15 protein-coding genes and 3 pseudogenes are annotated in these 17,504 nt (G+C 69.3%); 3 read left to right on the plus strand and 15 right to left on the minus strand.

Annotation, left to right across the window (positions count from 1 at the left end):
- Window positions 1-4: 4 nt before the first annotated feature.
- Both AB8998_RS00210 and AB8998_RS00215 read right to left on the minus strand, forming a co-directional pair.
- A complete protein-coding gene (locus AB8998_RS00210) occupies window positions 5-778 on the minus strand; it encodes a TIGR03084 family metal-binding protein (protein ID WP_369736267.1) in 774 nt (257 codons plus the stop codon).
- Complete coding sequence (locus tag AB8998_RS00215; protein WP_369736268.1) at window positions 778-2,058, minus strand: MFS transporter; 1,281 nt, start codon at window positions 2,056-2,058, stop codon at window positions 778-780. Before AB8998_RS00215 ends, AB8998_RS00210 begins: the two co-directional genes overlap by 1 nt.
- A gap of 129 nt (window positions 2,059-2,187) precedes the next feature.
- On the opposite strand from AB8998_RS00215, the gene AB8998_RS00220 reads away from it, so the two are divergent.
- Entirely contained in the window at window positions 2,188-2,793 is a 606-nt protein-coding gene (locus AB8998_RS00220) for a YqgE/AlgH family protein (RefSeq protein WP_369736269.1), read from the plus strand.
- Window positions 2,794-2,805: 12 nt separating this feature from the next.
- On the opposite strand, the gene AB8998_RS00225 is transcribed toward AB8998_RS00220, so the two are convergent.
- Both AB8998_RS00225 and AB8998_RS00230 read right to left on the minus strand, forming a co-directional pair.
- Window positions 2,806-3,147 carry a hypothetical protein gene (locus AB8998_RS00225; protein WP_369736271.1) on the minus strand — a complete coding sequence of 114 codons (342 nt, stop codon included), beginning with the start codon at window positions 3,145-3,147 and terminating at the stop codon, window positions 2,806-2,808.
- Window positions 3,148-3,201: 54 nt separating this feature from the next.
- The gene (locus tag AB8998_RS00230; RefSeq protein ID WP_369736272.1) at window positions 3,202-4,269 is read right to left on the minus strand and encodes an LpqN/LpqT family lipoprotein; all 1,068 of its coding nucleotides are present in this window, start codon (window positions 4,267-4,269) and stop codon (window positions 3,202-3,204) included.
- A gap of 187 nt (window positions 4,270-4,456) precedes the next feature.
- Here AB8998_RS00230 and leuS point away from each other — a divergent pair, with 187 nt between their 5' ends.
- Window positions 4,457-7,363, plus strand: a complete 2,907-nt coding sequence (gene leuS / locus AB8998_RS00235; protein ID WP_369736273.1) for a leucine--tRNA ligase — start codon at window positions 4,457-4,459, stop codon at window positions 7,361-7,363.
- Window positions 7,364-7,369: 6 nt separating this feature from the next.
- Here the strand turns inward: leuS and AB8998_RS00240 are convergent, their stop codons facing one another.
- The 4 genes and pseudogenes from AB8998_RS00240 to AB8998_RS00255 form a co-directional block, all read right to left on the minus strand.
- Window positions 7,370-8,035 carry an SDR family oxidoreductase gene (locus AB8998_RS00240; protein ID WP_369736274.1) on the minus strand — a complete coding sequence of 222 codons (666 nt, stop codon included), beginning with the start codon at window positions 8,033-8,035 and terminating at the stop codon, window positions 7,370-7,372.
- 47 nt (window positions 8,036-8,082) lie between these two features.
- On the minus strand, window positions 8,083-8,586 hold the full coding sequence (locus AB8998_RS00245) for a MarR family winged helix-turn-helix transcriptional regulator (protein ID WP_369736275.1): 504 nt from the start codon (window positions 8,584-8,586) through the stop codon (window positions 8,083-8,085).
- Window positions 8,587-8,651: 65 nt separating this feature from the next.
- Window positions 8,652-9,401: an amino acid ABC transporter ATP-binding protein gene (locus AB8998_RS00250; protein ID WP_369736276.1), complete on the minus strand. Its 750-nt coding sequence runs from the start codon at window positions 9,399-9,401 to the stop codon at window positions 8,652-8,654.
- Window positions 9,398-10,663 (minus strand): annotated as a pseudogene (locus tag AB8998_RS00255) (ABC transporter substrate-binding protein/permease); the annotation flags it as partial. The gene AB8998_RS00250 and the pseudogene AB8998_RS00255, both read right to left, overlap by 4 nt.
- Window positions 10,664-10,745: 82 nt before the next feature.
- Between AB8998_RS00255 and AB8998_RS00260 the strand changes: the two are divergent.
- Window positions 10,746-12,179: pseudogene (locus AB8998_RS00260) on the plus strand (IS3 family transposase).
- On the opposite strand, the pseudogene AB8998_RS00265 reads toward AB8998_RS00260, so the two are convergent.
- From AB8998_RS00265 to AB8998_RS00295, 7 genes and pseudogenes are all read right to left on the minus strand, one after another.
- A pseudogene (locus tag AB8998_RS00265) lies at window positions 12,125-12,724 on the minus strand (transporter substrate-binding domain-containing protein); the annotation flags it as partial. The pseudogenes AB8998_RS00260 and AB8998_RS00265 overlap by 55 nt on opposite strands.
- A 48-nt stretch (window positions 12,725-12,772) precedes the next feature.
- Entirely contained in the window at window positions 12,773-13,513 is a 741-nt protein-coding gene (locus AB8998_RS00270) for a GntR family transcriptional regulator (protein WP_369736277.1), read from the minus strand.
- Between the two features lie 130 nt (window positions 13,514-13,643).
- Window positions 13,644-14,435, minus strand: a complete 792-nt coding sequence (locus AB8998_RS00275) for an LLM class F420-dependent oxidoreductase (protein ID WP_369736278.1) — start codon at window positions 14,433-14,435, stop codon at window positions 13,644-13,646.
- Between the two features lie 16 nt (window positions 14,436-14,451).
- Window positions 14,452-15,357 carry an alpha/beta fold hydrolase gene (locus AB8998_RS00280; protein WP_369741361.1) on the minus strand — a complete coding sequence of 302 codons (906 nt, stop codon included), beginning with the start codon at window positions 15,355-15,357 and terminating at the stop codon, window positions 14,452-14,454.
- A 63-nt stretch (window positions 15,358-15,420) separates the two neighbouring features.
- Window positions 15,421-15,771, minus strand: a complete 351-nt coding sequence (locus tag AB8998_RS00285) for a thiocyanate hydrolase (protein WP_369736279.1) — start codon at window positions 15,769-15,771, stop codon at window positions 15,421-15,423.
- Between the two features lie 21 nt (window positions 15,772-15,792).
- Entirely contained in the window at window positions 15,793-16,491 is a 699-nt protein-coding gene (gene scnC, locus AB8998_RS00290) for a thiocyanate hydrolase subunit gamma (RefSeq protein ID WP_369736281.1), read from the minus strand.
- A 57-nt stretch (window positions 16,492-16,548) separates the two neighbouring features.
- Window positions 16,549-17,388, minus strand: a complete 840-nt coding sequence (locus tag AB8998_RS00295; protein WP_369736282.1) for an SH3-like domain-containing protein — start codon at window positions 17,386-17,388, stop codon at window positions 16,549-16,551.
- Window positions 17,389-17,504 lie beyond the last annotated feature (116 nt).

The raw sequence follows: 17,504 nt of genomic DNA on the forward strand, positions 1-17,504 counted from the left end.
CGCCTCAGCGGCCGGCGCCGGGCGGGCCGGCGAAAGCCTGGGCGATCTGTAGCCAGCGCCGCGCGTCGGCGCCCTCGGCGGTGATGTCCAGTTCGCCGAGCGGGCGCCGCTGAGTCACCAGGAAGCAGAAGTCCAGGGCCGCTCCGGTGACCCGCTGGGCGGCGTCGGGCGGCCCCCACGACCAGATGTCGCCGTCGGGGGCCCGCAACTCGACGCGGAACGGCTCGGCCGGGGCGGCCTGGTTGTGGACGAAGAACGCGTAGTCGCGGGTCCGCACCCCGAGGTGGGCGATCGACCGCAGTCGCGGCGTGGCGGGCCGGGTGACGCCGAGGGCGTCGGCGACGTCGAGGCCGTGCGCCCAGCTCTCCATGAGCCGGGCGGTGGCCATCGACGCGGCGCTCATGGGAGGGCCGAACCACGGCACCTTGCGCTCCTGCGGCACCGCCAGCAGCGCCTCGTGCAGTCGCGCCCGGTACACCCGCCACTCGCTGAGCAACTCCGACGGCGGTAGGGCCGCCAGTTCCGCCGCGCCCGCGTCGACGAAGCCGTCCGGGTCGGCCGCGGCGGCCTCGAGCGCGGCGGCGAACGCGGCCGCATCGGTGACCGCGGTGAGCGCGACCCGGTCCGTCCACAGCAGGTGCGCGATCTGGTGGGCGATGGTCCAGCCCGGTGCGGGAGTCGGAAGGGCCCACTGGTCCTGCCGAAGCGGCGCCACCAGGGCGTCGAGGCCGTCGCTCTCGGCGCGCAAGTTGGCCACGATCGGCCCGGGTCCGGCCATCATCGCCTGCTCACGAAGGCGTGGACGAGCAGCCCGCCCAGGTACAGAGCCGACCCGAACAGCGCGAATGCGGGGGCGTGTCCGTCGGCCGGGATCACCGCCGCGGCCACGGTGATCGCGGCGATGAACGCGACCCAGAACAGCGCGTCCTGCACCGCGAACACGTGCCCGCGCAACGCGTCGTCGACGTCGATCTGCATCGCGGAGTCCGCGCACAGCTTGACCACCTGGCCGGCTACGCCGAGCAGGAAGCCGCACACCACCATGACCGGAATCCGCAACCCGGCGCCCGCGGTCTGAATCAGCGCGGCGGCGGCCAGCGCGCCGTTGGCCGTGGCGTAGCGGCCCCACCGGCGGACCGCGACCGGGGTCAGCAGGTTGGCCAGGAACGCCCCGAGGCCCGTGGCGGCGAAGAAGATCAGCGCGGTGCCCAGTCCCCCGGTGTGAGGCCCGCTCAGGTGGCGGACCAGCAGCAGGATCAGCAGTGAGTTGATGCCGACCGCCATCCGGTGCGCGGCCAGGCCCGACAGGGTGCCGGCCACCGTCGGGTAGCGCATGACCGTGCGCGCCCCGTGCAGCCAGCCGGTGAGGACCGCGTACAGGGCCGACCCGTGGATGGCCCGCACCGTGTCGTCCGGGCCGAGCACCCGGGGGCCGAACCGCAACGCCAGCAGCAACGCGATCGACACCGGGATCGCGGTGAGGAAGATGATCGCTGAGGCGCCGTCGTCGCCGGCGCCCATCAGCAGGCGGGGCACGAGCATGAAATTGGCGCCCAGGAACGCCGCGACGGCGCCCGACGCGGTAGCGACCGCGTTCATGGTCACGACCTGTTCGCGCGGTACCACGTGCGGCAGCGACGCCGACAGCCCGGACGCGACGAACCGCGCCAGGCCGTTGGCGAACAACGCCGCGATCAGCAGCGCCATGTCTCCGGCCCGCACCGCCAGAATGGTGCCGATCGCGGCGATCAGGACCAGCCGGGCCGCGGTGGCGCCGACCAGCACCAGGCGCCGATCCCAGCGGTCCATCAGCGCCCCGGCGAACGGCCCCAGCAGCGAATAGGGCAAGAACAGCACCGCGAACGCGCGGGCGATCGCCATCGGGTCGGCGGCCCGGTCCGGGTTGAACAGCAACGCCCCGGCCATCCCCGCCTGGAACAGACCGTCCCCGAACTGACTCGCCATGCGCACCTGCAGCAGCCGCCAGAAATCGGGCAAACCGCGCACCGACCGCCAGATGTCCGCGGGTGCGCGCGTGGGCGTCCGGGTTTCAGTCACAGAACCGACTTCCGTGAGGGGGCAGGCACGATCGCTGCGGTCGACGCCGCTTCCCACAACAGTACAAATATTTGCGGGCGACGCTCGATTCCCCCGGGCGAGAGGGCCCGAGGATGCGATGATTGAGTAATGGCCCCGCCCGAAGATCCCGAGGACTTTGTCGCGCGCGCCGCACAGCGGGTGCGTGCGGGCACCTTGCTGCTGGCCAACACCAATCTCCTCGAACCCACGTTTCGGCGCAGCGTGATCTACATCGTGGAACACAACGAGGGCGGCACGCTGGGTGTCGTGGTCAACCGGGCCAGCGAGACTGCCGTGTACAACGTGCTGCCGCAGTGGACCAAGCTGGTGGCCAAGCCCAAGACGATGTTCATCGGGGGCCCGGTCAAGCGCGACGCGGCGCTGTGCCTGGCGACGCTGCGCGTCGGCGCCGACCCGCAGGACGTGCCGGGTTTGCGTCACGTCACCGGCCGGGTGGTGATGGTCGACCTGGACGCCGACCCGGATATGATCGCGCCGCTGGTCGAGGGCGTGCGGATCTTTGCCGGATATTCCGGTTGGACGATCGGTCAGCTGGAAGGCGAGATCGAGCGCGACGACTGGATTGTACTGTCGGCCTTGCCCTCCGACGTCCTCGTCGGGCCGCGGACCGACCTGTGGGGGCAGGTGCTGCGTCGGCAGCCGCTACCGATGTCGCTGCTTGCCACCCATCCGATCGACGTCAGCCGCAACTGAGCCCGGGCGCCGTCAGCCGCAGGACTGCGTGCAGCCGGAGCAGGCTCCACCGCAGCCGGGGGCCGTCGCCGCCTGATTCAGCGCGAAGCGCGCGCTCTGCCACGAGCCGGCGGCCAGCGTGCCCAGGGCACCGGCGACGCAGACGATAAGCACGACCAGGGCGGTGTGCGGGGAGGCGGCCAGGGCCACGACACCGCCGGCGGTGAGCATCACCGCGGCCGCCAGCTGGGTGGGGGCCATCGCCCGCAGCGCCCGCTGCACGGTGTCGGCGGTGTGCCCCCGGGAAAGCGACCAGATCCCGAACCCGGCGGATGCCGCCGCCGCGCACACACACAACACCCCCGCGATCAGCATGGGCCCACAATACGAGCCGGCCCGGGAGCGCGCGCGCCAGGGCCTGCGCCGACGCTAGCCTTGCGGACCGAGGTGCAGGTTCGGCAGGGGCGGCAGGCCCGGCACCAGGGCCAGCAGGTTGGGCATCGGCTGCCGGGGCGGCGTCTGGTTGGACAGGGCCGCCTGCCCGGGAAGGCCCAGCGGGGCCGTGGCCGGTACCGGCGCGGGCACCGGGGCGGGAAGCCCGCCCGGCGCCGTGGCGGGCGCGGCGCCGGGGAGGCCGACGGGCGACGCGACGGGTGCCTGAGCTGGCGCGGGGGCCGGTGCGCCGGGCACGGCGACACGGAACCCGTTGACGATGGCGTCCGTGGCCGGCGCGTCCGCGACCGCCTGGGCGCGGTCGGTGGTGACCGCCAGCGACACCAGATACCTGTCGTGCCCGGAGGTGGCGACGACGTGGCGCCGCGACGTGTTGAGCATCATGTCACCGTCGCGGTAGGTGCCCTCGATCACCGACGACGGGAACCCGTCGAAGTCGGCCATGGAGGCGTTGGTGGCCTCCCAGGCCGGCAGCTTCTGGCTGTCGACGTAGCCGTGCGTGATCGCCTCTCTGGGATCGAAGTTGCCGACCAGTTTGTACACCACGACCTGCGCGTTCGAGGTGTAGATGCTGTTGCCCTGGCGGTCGGCGATCACCGCGAACGCGTCGGGCACGTTGGGGTCGGGTACCTGGGTCCAGCGGGTGGGCACCGGCAGTGTGATGTCGAGCGGCTTGAATCCCTGGGGCTTCTGGGCTTCCAGCTTGACGCCCTTGGTCTGCAGGTATTCGCGGAGCGTTCCGGTGATCGCGGGTGCCGCCACCGGTGGCGCCGGTGCGACCGGGGCGGCGGCTCCGGCCACCGCGGGACTCGGCGGGACCAACGCATTCGACACCGGTGGGGTGGCGAGGACGCGGTTGCCGCCCGCCCCGCCGGGCGCCGCGGGGACGTTGGGCTGCACCGGTGCCGGCGCGGGCACGGCCGGGGCGGGTGCGGGAAGGACGGGATCCGCCGATGCCTTGGCGCCCGCGACAATCCCGACGGCGATCAAGCCGGCAACCATACCCCCGAGGAATGCCCGCTGGGTCGGGGCGAACTGAATCATCTGCGTCGGTCCTTCCCACGAGGCTTCGACACGAGCGCCCGTCGATAGTGGCTGACTGTATCCAGTGGTCAAATGCGCTGAACAGGCCCGAAATAGAGCTGGGATGAAGCTCTGATCACCGCGCGACGGAAACGAGACCAACCCGTGGCCGGCGGGAGCGCTGGGGCGGCCCTTATACCCTGTTGGCGTGACCGAATCCCCGACCGCCGCGACCGGCAGCGCCACAGCGCCGGGTCCAGTGCCGGACTCCGACGCGCCGCCGCACCGCTACACCGCGGCGCTGGCGAGCCGCATCGAGAGCACCTGGCAGGACAACTGGGCGCGGCTGGGCACGTTCAACGTCGCCAACCCGGTGGGCGCGCTGGCTCCGCCGCAAGGGACCCCGGTGCCCGAGGACAAGCTGTTCGTGCAGGACATGTTCCCCTATCCGTCGGGGGAGGGGCTGCATGTCGGCCACCCGCTGGGCTACATCGCCACCGACGTGTACGCGCGTTACTTCCGGATGACCGGCCACAATGTGCTGCACGCGTTGGGATTCGACGCTTTCGGGCTGCCCGCCGAGCAGTACGCGGTGCAGACCGGCACCCATCCGCGGACCCGGACCGAGGCAAACATCGTGAACTTCCGGCGCCAGCTGGGCCGGCTCGGTCTCGGCCACGACAGCCGGCGCAGCTTCTCGACCACCGACGTCGAGTTCTACAAGTGGACGCAGTGGATCTTCCTGCAGATCTACAACGCGTGGTTCGACACGGCGGCGGGCAAGGCCCGCCCGATCGCCGAACTGGTCGCCGAATTCGATTCCGGTGCACGCCGCCTCGACGACGGGCGGGACTGGGGCGCGCTGTCGGCGGGGGAGCGGGCCGACGTGATCGACGGCCACCGCCTGGTCTACCGCGCGGACTCGATGGTGAACTGGTGTCCCGGGCTGGGTACCGTGCTGGCCAACGAGGAGGTCACCGCCGACGGCCGCAGCGACCGCGGCAACTTCCCGGTGTTCCGGAAACGGTTGCGGCAGTGGATGATGCGCATCACCGCCTATTCCGACCGGCTGCTCGACGACCTGGACGTACTGGACTGGCCCGATCAGGTCAAGACCATGCAGCGCAACTGGATCGGCCGTTCGACCGGCGCGCAGGCGCTGTTCTCGGCGGCCACGAGCGATGGCGCGGCCGTGGACGTCGAGGTGTTCACCACCCGGCCCGACACGCTGTTCGGTGCCACCTACCTGGTCCTGGCGCCCGAGCACGACCTGGTCGACCGGCTGGTCGCTACCGCCTGGCCGGACGGTGTCGATCCCGCCTGGACCTACGACGCCGCCACGCCGGCTGACGCCGTCGCCGCCTACCGCCGCGCGATCGCCGCCAAGTCCGACCTGGAACGCCAGGAGAGCAGGGAGAAGACCGGCGTCTTCCTGGGCGCCTACGCGACCAACCCGGCCAACGGCGAGCCGGTGCCGGTCTTCATCGCCGACTACGTGCTGGCCGGCTACGGCACCGGGGCGATCATGGCGGTACCCGGCCACGATCAGCGAGACTGGGACTTCGCCCACCAGTTGGGCCTGCCGATCGTGGAAGTCATTGCCGGCGGCGATGTTTCGCAGGCCGCGTACACCGGCGACGGGGTGCTTGTGAACTCCGGTTTCCTCGACGGCATGGACGTGGCAGCGGCCAAGAAGGCGATGACGGCCCGCCTGGAATCCGACGGCCGCGGCCGCGCCCGCATCGAATTCAAGCTGCGAGACTGGCTTTTCGCGCGCCAGCGGTACTGGGGTGAGCCGTTCCCGATCGTCTACGACGGCGATGGACGCCCGCACGCCCTCGACGAGGCCGCCCTGCCCGTCGAACTGCCCGACGTGCCGGACTACTCGCCGGTCCTGTTCGATCCCGACGATGCCGGCAGCGAGCCGTCCCCGCCGCTGGCCAAGGCGGCCGACTGGGTGCACGTCGAGCTGGACCTGGGCGACGGGCTGAAGCCCTACAGCCGCGACACCAACGTGATGCCGCAGTGGGCGGGCAGCTCCTGGTACGAGCTGCGCTACACCGACCCGCACAACTCGGAGCGGTTCTGCGCCAAGGAGAACGAGGCCTACTGGATGGGCCCGCGGCCCGCCGAGCACGGCCCGGACGACCCCGGCGGCGTCGACCTGTACGTCGGGGGAGCCGAACACGCGGTGCTGCACCTGCTGTATGCGCGGTTCTGGCACAAGGTCCTCTACGACCTGGGCCACGTCAGCTCCCGAGAGCCCTACCGCCGGCTGGTCAACCAGGGCTACATCCAGGCGTTCGCCTACACCGACGCCCGCGGCTCCTACGTACCGGCCGAGGACGTGGTCGAACGCGACGGGCGCTTCGTGTACGCGGGGCCCGGCGGCGAGATCGAGGTCTTCCAGGAGTTCGGCAAGATCGGCAAGAGCCTGAAAAACTCGATCTCGCCCGACGAGATCTGCGACGAGTACGGCGCGGACACGCTGCGGGTCTACGAGATGTCGATGGGCCCGCTGGAGGCGTCGCGCCCCTGGGCCACCAAGGACGTCGTCGGTGCGCACCGCTTCCTGCAGCGGGTGTGGCGGTTGGTGGTCGACGAGGGCACCGGTGCGAGTCGGGTGGCCGACACGGCTGAGCTGGACACCGCAACCCTGCGGGTGCTGCACCGCACCATCGCCGGGGTGTCGGAAGACTATGCGGCACTGCGCAACAACACCGCCGCGGCCAAGCTCATCGAGTACACCAACCACCTCACCAAGGAGCACCGCGACGCGGTGCCCCGCGAGGCCGTCGAGCCGCTGGTGCTGATGCTGGCGCCGCTGGCCCCGCACCTGGCCGAGGAACTGTGGTCGCGGCTGGGGCACAGCGCCTCGCTGGCGCACGGTCCTTTCCCGCAGGCCGATCCCGCCTACCTCGTCGAGGACACCGTCGAGTACCCGGTGCAGGTCAACGGCAAGGTGCGCGGGCGGGTCGTGGTCGCCGCCGCCGCCGACGCCGGGTCACTGGAAGCCGCCGCGCTGGCCGACGAGAAGGTGCAGGCGTTCCTGGCCGGCGCCACTCCCCGCAAGGTGATCGTGGTCCCCGGCCGGCTGGTCAACCTGGTGATCTGACGCCCCTCAGCGCGGCCGCAGCACCACCTCGTGGACGTGACCGTCGGGCGCGGTGGCGACCGCTCCGGCGACCGCGGCCGCGACGGTCTCGGGCCGCAGGAACCTGGCGGGGTCGTACTCGCCGCCCTCGAACGCGACGAGTTCGCGTTGCATGTCGGTGTCGGTGCGGCCCGGAAAGATCGTGGTCACCCGAAGATCCGGCTCGTCCTCGCGCAGCGAGTCCGCGAACGCCCGCAGCGCGAACTTGCTGGCCGAATACGAGGCCATGCCTGGTGACACCCGGCGCCCCGCGCCGGAGTTGATGAACACCACGTGGCCGCGGGCGCGCCGCAACTCCGGCAACAGCGTCAAGGTAAGCCCCACCGCACCAAAGACATTCACCTCGAAGGTGGCGCGCCACTCCTCGACGGCGGACTCGGCGACGTGGCCGGGGATGGATACCCCGGCGTTGTGCACCAGCACGTCGAGCCCGTCGACCACCTCGCAGCTGGATTCGATGGCGTCGGAGTCGGTCAGGTCGAAGGGGAACGTGGTGGCGTCGAGCCGCTCGGCGACGGCGTCGAGCCGGCCGGAGGGCCGGCCGGCCAGCAGCAGGGTGTGCGTCGGCGCGAGCGCGGTGGCGATTGCCGAGCCGATTCCGCCGCCCGCGCCGGTGATGAGTGCAGTGGGCATGCCCCGAGCCTATGCGATGGCCGAGAATCGTTTCTTACCAGGTATTTTCACGCCTGCTTGCGTGCGGGCGACGCTCCGGCGGGACCCGGCGCCGGCTCGCCGGAGGCCAGCCGCTCCAGCGGCGCGAGTGCCTGCATCAGGGTGTCCAGGTCGGAGCCGGGCAGCTGGGTGAGCATCGCGGCCAGGGCGGCGCGCCGGTTGGCCAGCGACTCGCTCAGAACCGCCCGTCCGCGCGAGGTGATGTCGACGAGCACGGCCCGCAGGTCGGACGGATCCCGCGAACGCTTCACCAGACCGATCTTCTCCAGCCGCCGGATCGCGACCGTGGTGGTGGGGGTGCGGACCCGTTCGTGCGCGGCCAGGTCCGTCATGCGGATGGGACCCTGATCCAGCAAAGTCACCAGGATCGACAACTGCGCCAGGGTGAGCTCACCGGTCGTGTCGGTGTTGGGGTCGCCGCGGCGCAGGATCGAGAACAGCTTGGACAGAGCGCGATGCAGACCTTCCGCCAGCTCTGTCACCTCGGCCGCGGTGGACTCGCTTTCCGCCATAATCCGCCCAGTCTAACCCGCGGCGGGGCGCCGACGAGATAGCTAACGCCGACTATTTTAGGTCATCAAAGAACTTGGTCCAGGAAGCGCTGCAGGCGCTCCGTCTGCGCGGCTTCGAAGATCTGAGCGGGCGGACCCGATTCCACGACCTTGCCGTGATCCATGAAAACGACCGTGTCGGATGCGGAGCGGGCAAACCCCATCTCGTGGGTGACGACGATCATCGTCATGCCCTCGGCGCCGAGCGCGGCGATCAGTTCGAGAATGCCCTTGACCATCTCCGGGTCCAGCGCCGAAGTCGCCTCGTCGAACAGCATCACCTGGGGAGCCATCGCCAACGCGCGGGCGATCGCGACCCGTTGTTGCTGGCCGCCGGACAGCATGGCGGGATGCGCGCCGGCCTTGTGCCCGAGCCCGACGCGCTCCAGCTGCGTCCGCGCCAGGTCGCGGGCCGCGCCGGCGGACAGGCGGCGCAACTTGCGCGGTGCCAGCGCGACGTTGTCCAGCACGCTGAGGTGGGGAAAGAGGTTGAAATGCTGGAACACCATGCCGATGCGCTGACGGAGTTCGTCGGGGTCGTCGCGCAGCACCGACCGGCCGTCCAGCAGGATATCGCCGCTGTCGGGTTCGTGTAACCGGTTCAGGCTGCGCAGCAGCGTCGACTTGCCCGACCCGGACGGTCCGACCACGGCGGTGGTGCTGCCCGCGGGAACCTCGATGTCGACGCCGCGCAGCACCGCCAGCCCGCCGAGGGTCTGGTGGATTTCCTTGGCCGCCAACGATACCGACGGGCGACTCGCCGTGCCGGTCGTCACGTCATCTCCTGGTCGAACACGGCTTCGGTGTCGGCCGCCGGTCCGGACGGGGCGCGCCCGCGGCGTAGCCGGGTGTCGATGTGGTTCACCAGATGAGTCAGGGGCACAGTCAGACTCAGGTAGAACAGGCCGGCGACCACCAGCGGTGACAGGTTGCCGGTCTGCGCGTTGAGGTCGCGCCCCACCTGGAACAGCTCTCGCTGGTCGGCGACCAGGCCCAGGAAGTACACCAGCGCCGAGGCCTTCAACAGCGCGATGAACTGGTTGACCAGCGCCGGCAACACCCGCCGGATGCCCTGCGGCACCACCACCAACCGCATCGCGGCGGGGTAGCTGAAGCCCAGCGCGCGGGCGGCCTCCAGCTGGCCGGGGTCCACGCTCTGGATTCCCGCGCGCAGGATCTCGCCGATGTAGGCCGCCGCCATCATCCCCAGGGCTGCGATGCCCAGCGGATAGGGGTTGTGTTTGGTCAGGCCGCCGACCAACGGCCCGAAACCCAGCCCGACGACGAGGATGATCACGACCTCGGGAAGCCCGCGGAACACGTCGGTGTACACCCGTGCCGGCCAGCGAACCCAGCGCGAGTGCGAGATCCCCGCGATCGCCAGGCCCATGCCGAGCAGCAACCCGATGACGCCGGCGCTGCCGGTCAGGATCAACGTGTTGGGCAGACCGGTGGCGAACAGCGTGGGGACGGCCTGCCGGTAGAGGTCCCAGTCGAGGAAGGAGTCGCGCAGCTGCGCCAGCCCCGATTTCGGGGCGGTGGGGTCCACCGGCCGGCTGTGATGTTCGGCGGCGATCGCGGCGAAGTCCGGCAGGCTGGGTGCGGCAACGGCTTTCGAGCCCGGCTTCCAGCCGGGTGGCAGGGTGCGCGGCACCCAGTGCGAATACAGGTTGGCCCAGGTGCCGTCCGCGATCACCGCGTCCAGCCCGGAGTTCAGCGCGTCCAGCAGCGGCTTGTTGTCCTTGGCGACCGCGTACGCCACGAAGCCGCCCGGGCTGTAGGTGTTCGCCACGGTCACCGCCGGGTCACCCGAGCGCAGCGTGGTCGACGCCTGCAGCGCCGGAGCCACCCACGCGTCGATCTGGCGCGTCTTGAGGCTGGTGTACACGGTGGCGAAGTCGGGATATTTCACCGGCTGCAGGTGCAGGGTGTCCACGACATAGGCCTCCTCGACGGTGCCCTGGACCACCCCGATGCGCTGGCCGGCGGTCAGGTCACCGAACGACGTGATCGGCGACCCGGGCGGTACCACCAGCGCCCTGTGTGACAGGGTTAAGTGAGACAGCAGCAGTAGCCAATCATCGCTACAGGGCGAGACAGGATCACCATTTTCCGTGACTATGACGATCGCATCCCTGGACGGGTGCAGTGATAATGACCAAGTGGACAACGTGCCCGATCCAGGTGCTCGGGCGCGGCGGCGCACGTTCACCGCCGAGTACAAGGCCCGCATCCTCGACGAGTACGACGCGCTGTCGGTGGGCTCGTCGGAGCGTGGTGCGTTGCTGCGCCGTGAAGGCCTGTACAGCTCGCATATCGCCGAATGGCGAAAGGCCCGTGATGCCGGCGCTCGGGAGGGTTTGTCGGCGAAGGGCAAGCCGAAGCGCAGCGCTGAGCAGGTCGAGTTGGACAAGCTGCGGCGGCGCACCACGCAACTGCAGGCTGAGCTGGATCGGACCAAGCTAGCGCTGGAGATCACGGGAAAAGCACACGCGCTCTTGGAGATGCTCTCCGAGAGCGCGGATTTCGAGCCGAAGTCCAAGCCGTGATCGGCGAGCACCTGCCCGACCTGGAGGCCGCAACCAGCACCAAACGGGCGTGCGAATTGCTGGGTGCATCGCGGGCCACGCTCCACCGCCACCGCAACCCACCACCACGGCCGGCACGGCGGGTGCGGCCCGAGCCACTGAACAAGCTCACCGAGGCCGAACGCCAGCAGATTCTGACGGTGCTGCGCTCAGAGCAGTACTGCGATCTGGCGCCGGCGCAGGTGTGGGCGCGACTGCTTGATGATGGTGTCTACCTGTGCTCGATTCGCACCATGTACCGGCTACTGGCCATTGCCGGGGAGAACCGCGAGCGGCGTCGCCAGCGCACCCATCCGGCGCGCAAGAAACCCGAGCTGATCGCTAACGCACCAAACCGGGTCTGGTCCTGGGATATAACGAAATTGCAAGGGCCACAACGGGGTATCTTCTATCAACTCTATGTGATTATCGACATCTTCTCGCGCTACGTCGTCGGCTGGATCATCGCAGAAGTTGAGGACGGTGAGTTGGCCAAAGCATTTATCGCCGACACCATGGCCCGTCACGGCATCGCCCGCGGCCAGTTGGCCTTGCACGCTGATCGCGGCACCTCGATGACCTCCAAGCCGGTCGCCCAGTTGCTGATCGACCTGGGGGTGGACCGCAGCCACAGCCGCCCGCACGTGTCCAACGACAATCCCTACTCGGAGGCTAATTTCAAGACCCTCAAGTACTGCCCGGCGTTCCCGGGCCGGTTCGGCTCGATCGAAGATGCCCGCGCCTTCTGCACGACATTCTTCGATTACTACAACCATGAGCATCGCCACAGCGGCGTGGGCCTACACACCGTTGCATCGGTGCACTACGGCACCGCAAACGAGATCCAGGCCCAACGTGCCGCCACGCGATGCGGCCTACGCCGCTAACCCCGCTAGATTCCGGCACCGACGGCCCGCTCCACCGAAGCTGCCCACCGTCGCCTGGATCAACCAACCAACCCCGGAAGCACTCATCAAATCCGCGTAAGAAACTGTCTCACCGACCTTGACACGTTCCGGCGAGTAGTAGCCGAAGTCGTAGCCGTTGGTGAAGGCGGCGGTGCGCCGCCGCGCGTCGGTGGCCTTGATCGACGCCGAGCCGACGTCGAAGCGGCGCGACGCGACCTGGGCGAGCAGACCGGCGAAATCCGTTCCGACGAAGCGGACTTGCAGGCCCAGCTTCTTGGCGACGGCGATCAGCAACTGATTGTCGAAGCCGCTGAAGCCGCCGGTGGGGTTGATGCACGCGTTCGGCGGGGCATCCGAGAGCGTGCCCACGGTCAGCACACCCGGTATGCCGAGCCCCAGTGCGTCGACGTCCACCGCGCTCAGCGGTTCCACGGTGGCGGTGGTGTACCGGTCGCCCCGCTCGGTGGCGGCGCGGTTGATCAGGTCCTTCGGCAGCACCGTCGCGCTGTCCAGGCCGGCCGGCGCGCACTGGTTGCGGTCGGCGGCGGCCCGCGGCGCCAGCGCGCCGGACAGGCCGCACACCAGCAGGAGCGTCGCCACGAGACGGCACACCCACGAAGTCATCCCTGCCACCGTATCGACCCGCCGGTGGCGCGGCCCGCCGCGGACCGCTCAGAGCGCGATCGACGGCTCGCCGAGGACCGTGTCCGAGCCGGCGAGCACCGGCACGGTCTCGGCGGGGACGGGGACTACGTCGTCGGGCGCGGTGAAGACCCTGCGTCGGGACAGCTCGGCCAGCATCTCCTGGGCCGTCCCGTAGGAGCGGCCCACGCACGCCGCGCGCGCGGCTTCGGGATCGCGCCGATGTATCGCGGCCGTCTCGTCCTCGTAGAACGGCAGCACGTCGCCGTGGCCGCTCTGGGAGCTCACCTTGAACGCGCGGGGGATCAGTTCCTGCGAGGCGCGGATCATGGCGTGCAACCGCGGGCCCGCGTACTCGTCGTTGACGGTGCGCCGGTACTCCGCCGCCGCCGCGAAGAACGTCCGCGAATCCTTGGCGGCCCGCAGCGAGCGCAGCAGCGCGTCGAGCTGACCGAGGATCCGCGGCGTGGGGTTGGCGGCCGCGCGCGCCGAGGCGATGCCGTTGAGCAGGCCCTCCAGTTCGTAATGCTCGAGCACGGTGGCCTCGTCGAACCGCTCCACGAACGCGCCGCGGTGGTACCGGGTCGACACGATGCCGTCGTGTTCGAGCTGTACCAGCGCCTCCTGGATCGGAACGCGACTGACCCCCAGGCCGACGGCGATCTCGTTGCGGTCGACGCGGTCGCCGCTGCGCAGCTTACCCGTCAGCAGCAAATGCAGGATATGCGCGACGACCTGGTCCTTGTCCTTGACCCCGTATTTCTTCGGCATCTGTTCTCGCGTCTCTTAAAACGACTCTTCAGCGACCGTCGGCCAGCCGGCGCTGTGAAGTTTCTCATGACTTGGCGCGTGCTACCAGATGTTGGGCCGATGAAGCCGGGGCAAACAGCAGGGCGGCCGGTTATCCCCGGCTATCGCGCCACTTGCACAGCTCTGCGGCGGCGCCCAGGTCGTAGTCCGGGCCGTCGCAGCCGACGGTCAGCAGCGTGACACCGCGCCCCACCAGCGCTTCGGCGTTGGCGACGAGCCCGCCGCCGCCGTTGTCGACCGCGGCCGAGCGTTCGATCCCGGACGGGTCGCGCCCGACGTCGGCGCAGTGCCGGGCAAGCACTTCCGACTTTGCCGCGAAATCGTCGGCGGAGGTGAAGCTGTGCCAGATCTGGGCGTGCTGGGCGACGAGCCGCAACGTCTTGCGCTCGCCGCCGCCGCCGATCAGGATCGGGATGTCGCGGGTCGGCCGCGGATTCAGCTTGGCCAGCCGGTCTTTGATCCGCGGCAGCGCTTCCGCCAGGTCGTCGAGACGGCTGCCGACCGTGCCGAACTCGTAGCCGTACTCGTCGTAGTCCTTGCGCTTCCACCCGGAACCGATGCCCAGGATGAGCCGGCCGCCGCTGATGTGGTCGACGGTGCGGGCCATGTCGGCCAGCAGTTCGGGGTTGCGGTAGGAGTTGCAGGTCACCAGCGCACCGATTCCGATGCGCGAGGTCTGCTCGGCCCAGGCCCCCAGCATCGTCCAGCATTCGAAGTGCGCCCCGTCGGGATCGCCGAACAAGGGGAAGAAGTGGTCCCAGTTGAAGGCGACGTCGACACCGATGTCCTCGCAGCGGCGTACGGCGTCACGGATCTGGCCGTAGTGCGGGGCGTGCTGGGGCTGCAACTGCACGCCGATGCGAACGGGGAAGGTGGGAGTCATACCCCCCACCGTAGGCTCAGCGGGCGCCCCGCACCGTGCGCAGCAGGTCGATCAGCGCGCGCGGCTGGTCGCTCTGCACCGAGTGCCCGGAGTTCTCCACGATGTGCGCGCCGCGGAAATGCCTTGCGCGCCTGCCGAGTTCGGCCGCATCCTCGTCGCTGACGAAGCCCGATGACCCGCCGCGAATGAGCGTCACGGGCGCCGCCAGGGCGTCGACGTCCTCCCACAGGCCGGCGAAGTCGGGGAATTCGCGGATGGTGTCCCAGCGCCACGTCCAGTTGCCGTTGTCCAGCCGGCGCGAGTTGTGGAACACGCCGCGGCGCAGCGCCTTGGGCTCGCGGTGCGGCGCGGCGGCGACGGTCAGATCCAGCATCGCCTGGAAACTGGGGAACTCCCGCTCGCCGTGCATCAGGGCCACCGTGCCCTGCTGCTCCTTGGTCATCTCGGAATGACGTTGCAGCGCCGACGGGGTGACGTCGATGAGGACGAGCTCGTTGACGAGGTCGGGCGCCAGCGCCGCCACCCGCACCGCGGTCAGCCCGCCCAGCGACATGCCGACCACGAGCTCGGCCGACGGCGCGTGCTCGCGCAGCATCGGCAGCAGGGTGGCCGCGTTGTTGTGGGGCGAGTAGTCGCCGTCGTCGCGCCACGCGGAATGGCCGTGGCCGGGCAGGTCGACGGCCAGCGCCGGTTCGCCGAGCCCGACGATCACGGTGTCCCAGGTGTGCGCGTTCTGCCCGCCGCCGTGCAGGAACACGATCCGTGGGGGAGTGGCGCCCCAGCGCAGCGCGCTGATCCGGTCGTTGCCGGCGCCGGACTCGACCCGCTGCACCTCGGGCGGCGGGCCGGTCACCCCGGCCTGCTCGGCGTTCTCGGACAGCAGGGAGAACTCCGACAGGCCGGTCAGCTCGTCCTCGTACATCTCGCTCACGATCTCAGACATTACGAGCTAAGCCCCGGGTGTTTCGACGTCGCATGCTTCGCGTCAGGCCTCCAGTCTGGCCCGAATGCCGGCCAGTCGCTGTCTGAGCTCCCCTTCGTCGATGACGCCGCGCGCGATCAGCGAATGCGCCAGTGCCACCAGTTGGCTCTCCGGGTAAGGCAGGTTGGCATACCTGCTCGCCGACAGCTCGTCTTCCTCGTCCCGGCGCTTTGTGACGCTGAAGTCGAGCTCGTCGTCGCGGCAGAAGCGGTCGAGGGCGTCGCACAGGCCGTCCAGGCTGGTCTTCCACGGAGGCAAGGGGTTCGCGACACCGTACTTGGCGGCCATGACCGGCCACGACTGGTTGCGCTCCACGATCTCGTCGAGCACGACGAATTCCTCTGCGCTACTCATGGGCTTCGCCTCCCAGGTCGGTCACTCAACCACCGGACGAATGGCCGGACGGGTCGCGGTGATCACGTTGGTGGTGACGGCGGGCTTGGGCAAGGCGACGCCGATCAGGCAGTCGCGGGTGATGATCTCTGTCAACTGGTCTTCGGTCCACCCCTCGGTGCCCTTCGGCCGCATCGGCATGACCATGAAGCGGTGCTTCTGGTTGGAGTCCTCGACCCGGACTTCGACGTCGACGGGCAACTCGAGGCCGAACTCGGCGAGCACCGGTCGTGGCCATCGGACGATGCGACGTCGGTAGTTCGGGGTGCGGTACCACTCCGGCGAGTTGCCGAGAATGGGCCGCGGGTAGCACGAGCACAGGCAGCACACGATCACGTGGTGCAGCTGGGGAGTGTCCTCGAGAATCTTGAAAGCGCAGAAGTCGCTGGGCGTGCCGAAGCCGGTGGGCTCCAGCCAGTCGACGCCGATCTCCTTGCTGGCGGTGATCGCGTCGGTCAGCGCCAGCTTCTTGAACTCCGGGTCCAACCAGGCCTTGGCCACCAGTCGGGCCGCGGGGGTGGGGCCAATCTGCTCGGCGTACTCGGTCATGATGCGATGCTGCTCTGCGGTGAACAGGCCCTTCTCGATGCACAGTTCGCGTAGGGCGATCTCGAGAACCTCGAAGTCGGTAATCTCGTCGACCATCGGCTTGACGGTGCGCGCGTGGTCGTGATCAGACATAGTTCGGTGTATTCCTTTCGGGTACAACGGGAATCACGAGCAGCAAACGACGCCGCGTCAGCCGGCGGCGTGCAGCCAGCGCTCCGGGATTTCGGTCTGCAAAGTGTCGTTCGCGTGGCCGAAGTAGGAATCCCACAGGTCGGCCTGCTTGAACCGCACGATGTAGAACCACTCCGGCTTGACGTCTTCGCGACCCCAGGTCTCATCCTCCGGGGCCGGGCTCTCATAGGCGACCTCGGCGATCACCCCTTCGGCGCCGCGCAGATATTCCGGGGTACGGGTGTAGAACATCGCCGGCAGCTCGCGCACCCTCACCCGGTCACCGACCTTGAACCCGGCCTTGCCGGCCTTGCCGGCATACATCCCCGGGTCGCCCTTGCCGAGTGCTTCGATGTGGTTGCGGTTGCGCTTGACCTTCGGGCCGTTGCCTTGGAACTTGGGCTGGGCCTTCGGCAGTCGCCCGTTGAGACCGCCGGCGTAGCGGGCTTGCACCTCGGCCAGACGATCGGTCAGCTCACCCCAGGTGACGTACTCCTTCTCGAGCAGGATCTTGCCCACCGACCACAGCCAGCGCGCGTAATAGGGCAGGCCCAGATAGATCGGCAGACCCACATCGACGTCGGCGGTTCGACGCCGTTCCTCCGAAACCCAGACGCCCCCCCACCCGAGAACCTCGCAGAGCACGTAGGTCATCAGCTCCCACTGTTCTTCCTCCTTGTCCAGGAAGGGCTCGGCCACATTCAGCTGACCGCCCTGATCCTGGTTGGGCTTCAGGTACGCCCAGTAACGATCAGAGGTGATCATGTCCGGGGTGGGCCATTCCGGAATCTCCGGATAGGTCGCCTTCAGGCGCGATACCAACGCCAGCTGCTTCTCCCGCTCCGCGGCGTTACTCATCAATCAAGACTCTATTCCTCGCAAACAATTCGCTGAGGCGAGCGCCTGCCGGGAATGATGGTACTCGCAATTGACGGCATCGCGGGTGCCCTCGGCGTGCCTCACCTACTTTGAGC

Origin of the sequence: Mycobacterium sp. HUMS_12744610, from assembly GCF_041206865.1 — a bacterium.
Taxonomy (GTDB): domain Bacteria; phylum Actinomycetota; class Actinomycetes; order Mycobacteriales; family Mycobacteriaceae; genus Mycobacterium; species Mycobacterium servetii.

Bases quoted from the DNA above. Each gene is read 5' to 3' on its own strand.
- AB8998_RS00270 (WP_369736277.1), bottom strand. From the start codon at position 13,513: ATGCCGAAGAAATACGGGGTCAAGGACAAGGACCAGGTCGTCGCGCAT.
- AB8998_RS00280 (WP_369741361.1), bottom strand. From the start codon at position 15,357: ATGTACGAGGACGAGCTGACCGGCCTGTCGGAGTTCTCCCTGCTGTCC.
- AB8998_RS00210 (WP_369736267.1), bottom strand. From the start codon at position 778: ATGGCCGGACCCGGGCCGATCGTGGCCAACTTGCGCGCCGAGAGCGAC.
- AB8998_RS00295 (WP_369736282.1), bottom strand. From the start codon at position 17,388: ATGAGTAACGCCGCGGAGCGGGAGAAGCAGCTGGCGTTGGTATCGCGC.
- AB8998_RS00275 (WP_369736278.1), bottom strand. From the start codon at position 14,435: ATGACTCCCACCTTCCCCGTTCGCATCGGCGTGCAGTTGCAGCCCCAG.
- AB8998_RS00225 (WP_369736271.1), bottom strand. From the start codon at position 3,147: ATGCTGATCGCGGGGGTGTTGTGTGTGTGCGCGGCGGCGGCATCCGCC.
- AB8998_RS00230 (WP_369736272.1), bottom strand. From the start codon at position 4,269: ATGATTCAGTTCGCCCCGACCCAGCGGGCATTCCTCGGGGGTATGGTT.
- AB8998_RS00240 (WP_369736274.1), bottom strand. From the start codon at position 8,035: ATGCCCACTGCACTCATCACCGGCGCGGGCGGCGGAATCGGCTCGGCA.
- scnC (WP_369736281.1), bottom strand. From the start codon at position 16,491: ATGTCTGATCACGACCACGCGCGCACCGTCAAGCCGATGGTCGACGAG.
- AB8998_RS00285 (WP_369736279.1), bottom strand. From the start codon at position 15,771: ATGAGTAGCGCAGAGGAATTCGTCGTGCTCGACGAGATCGTGGAGCGC.
- AB8998_RS00220 (WP_369736269.1), top strand. From the start codon at position 2,188: ATGGCCCCGCCCGAAGATCCCGAGGACTTTGTCGCGCGCGCCGCACAG.
- AB8998_RS00245 (WP_369736275.1), bottom strand. From the start codon at position 8,586: ATGGCGGAAAGCGAGTCCACCGCGGCCGAGGTGACAGAGCTGGCGGAA.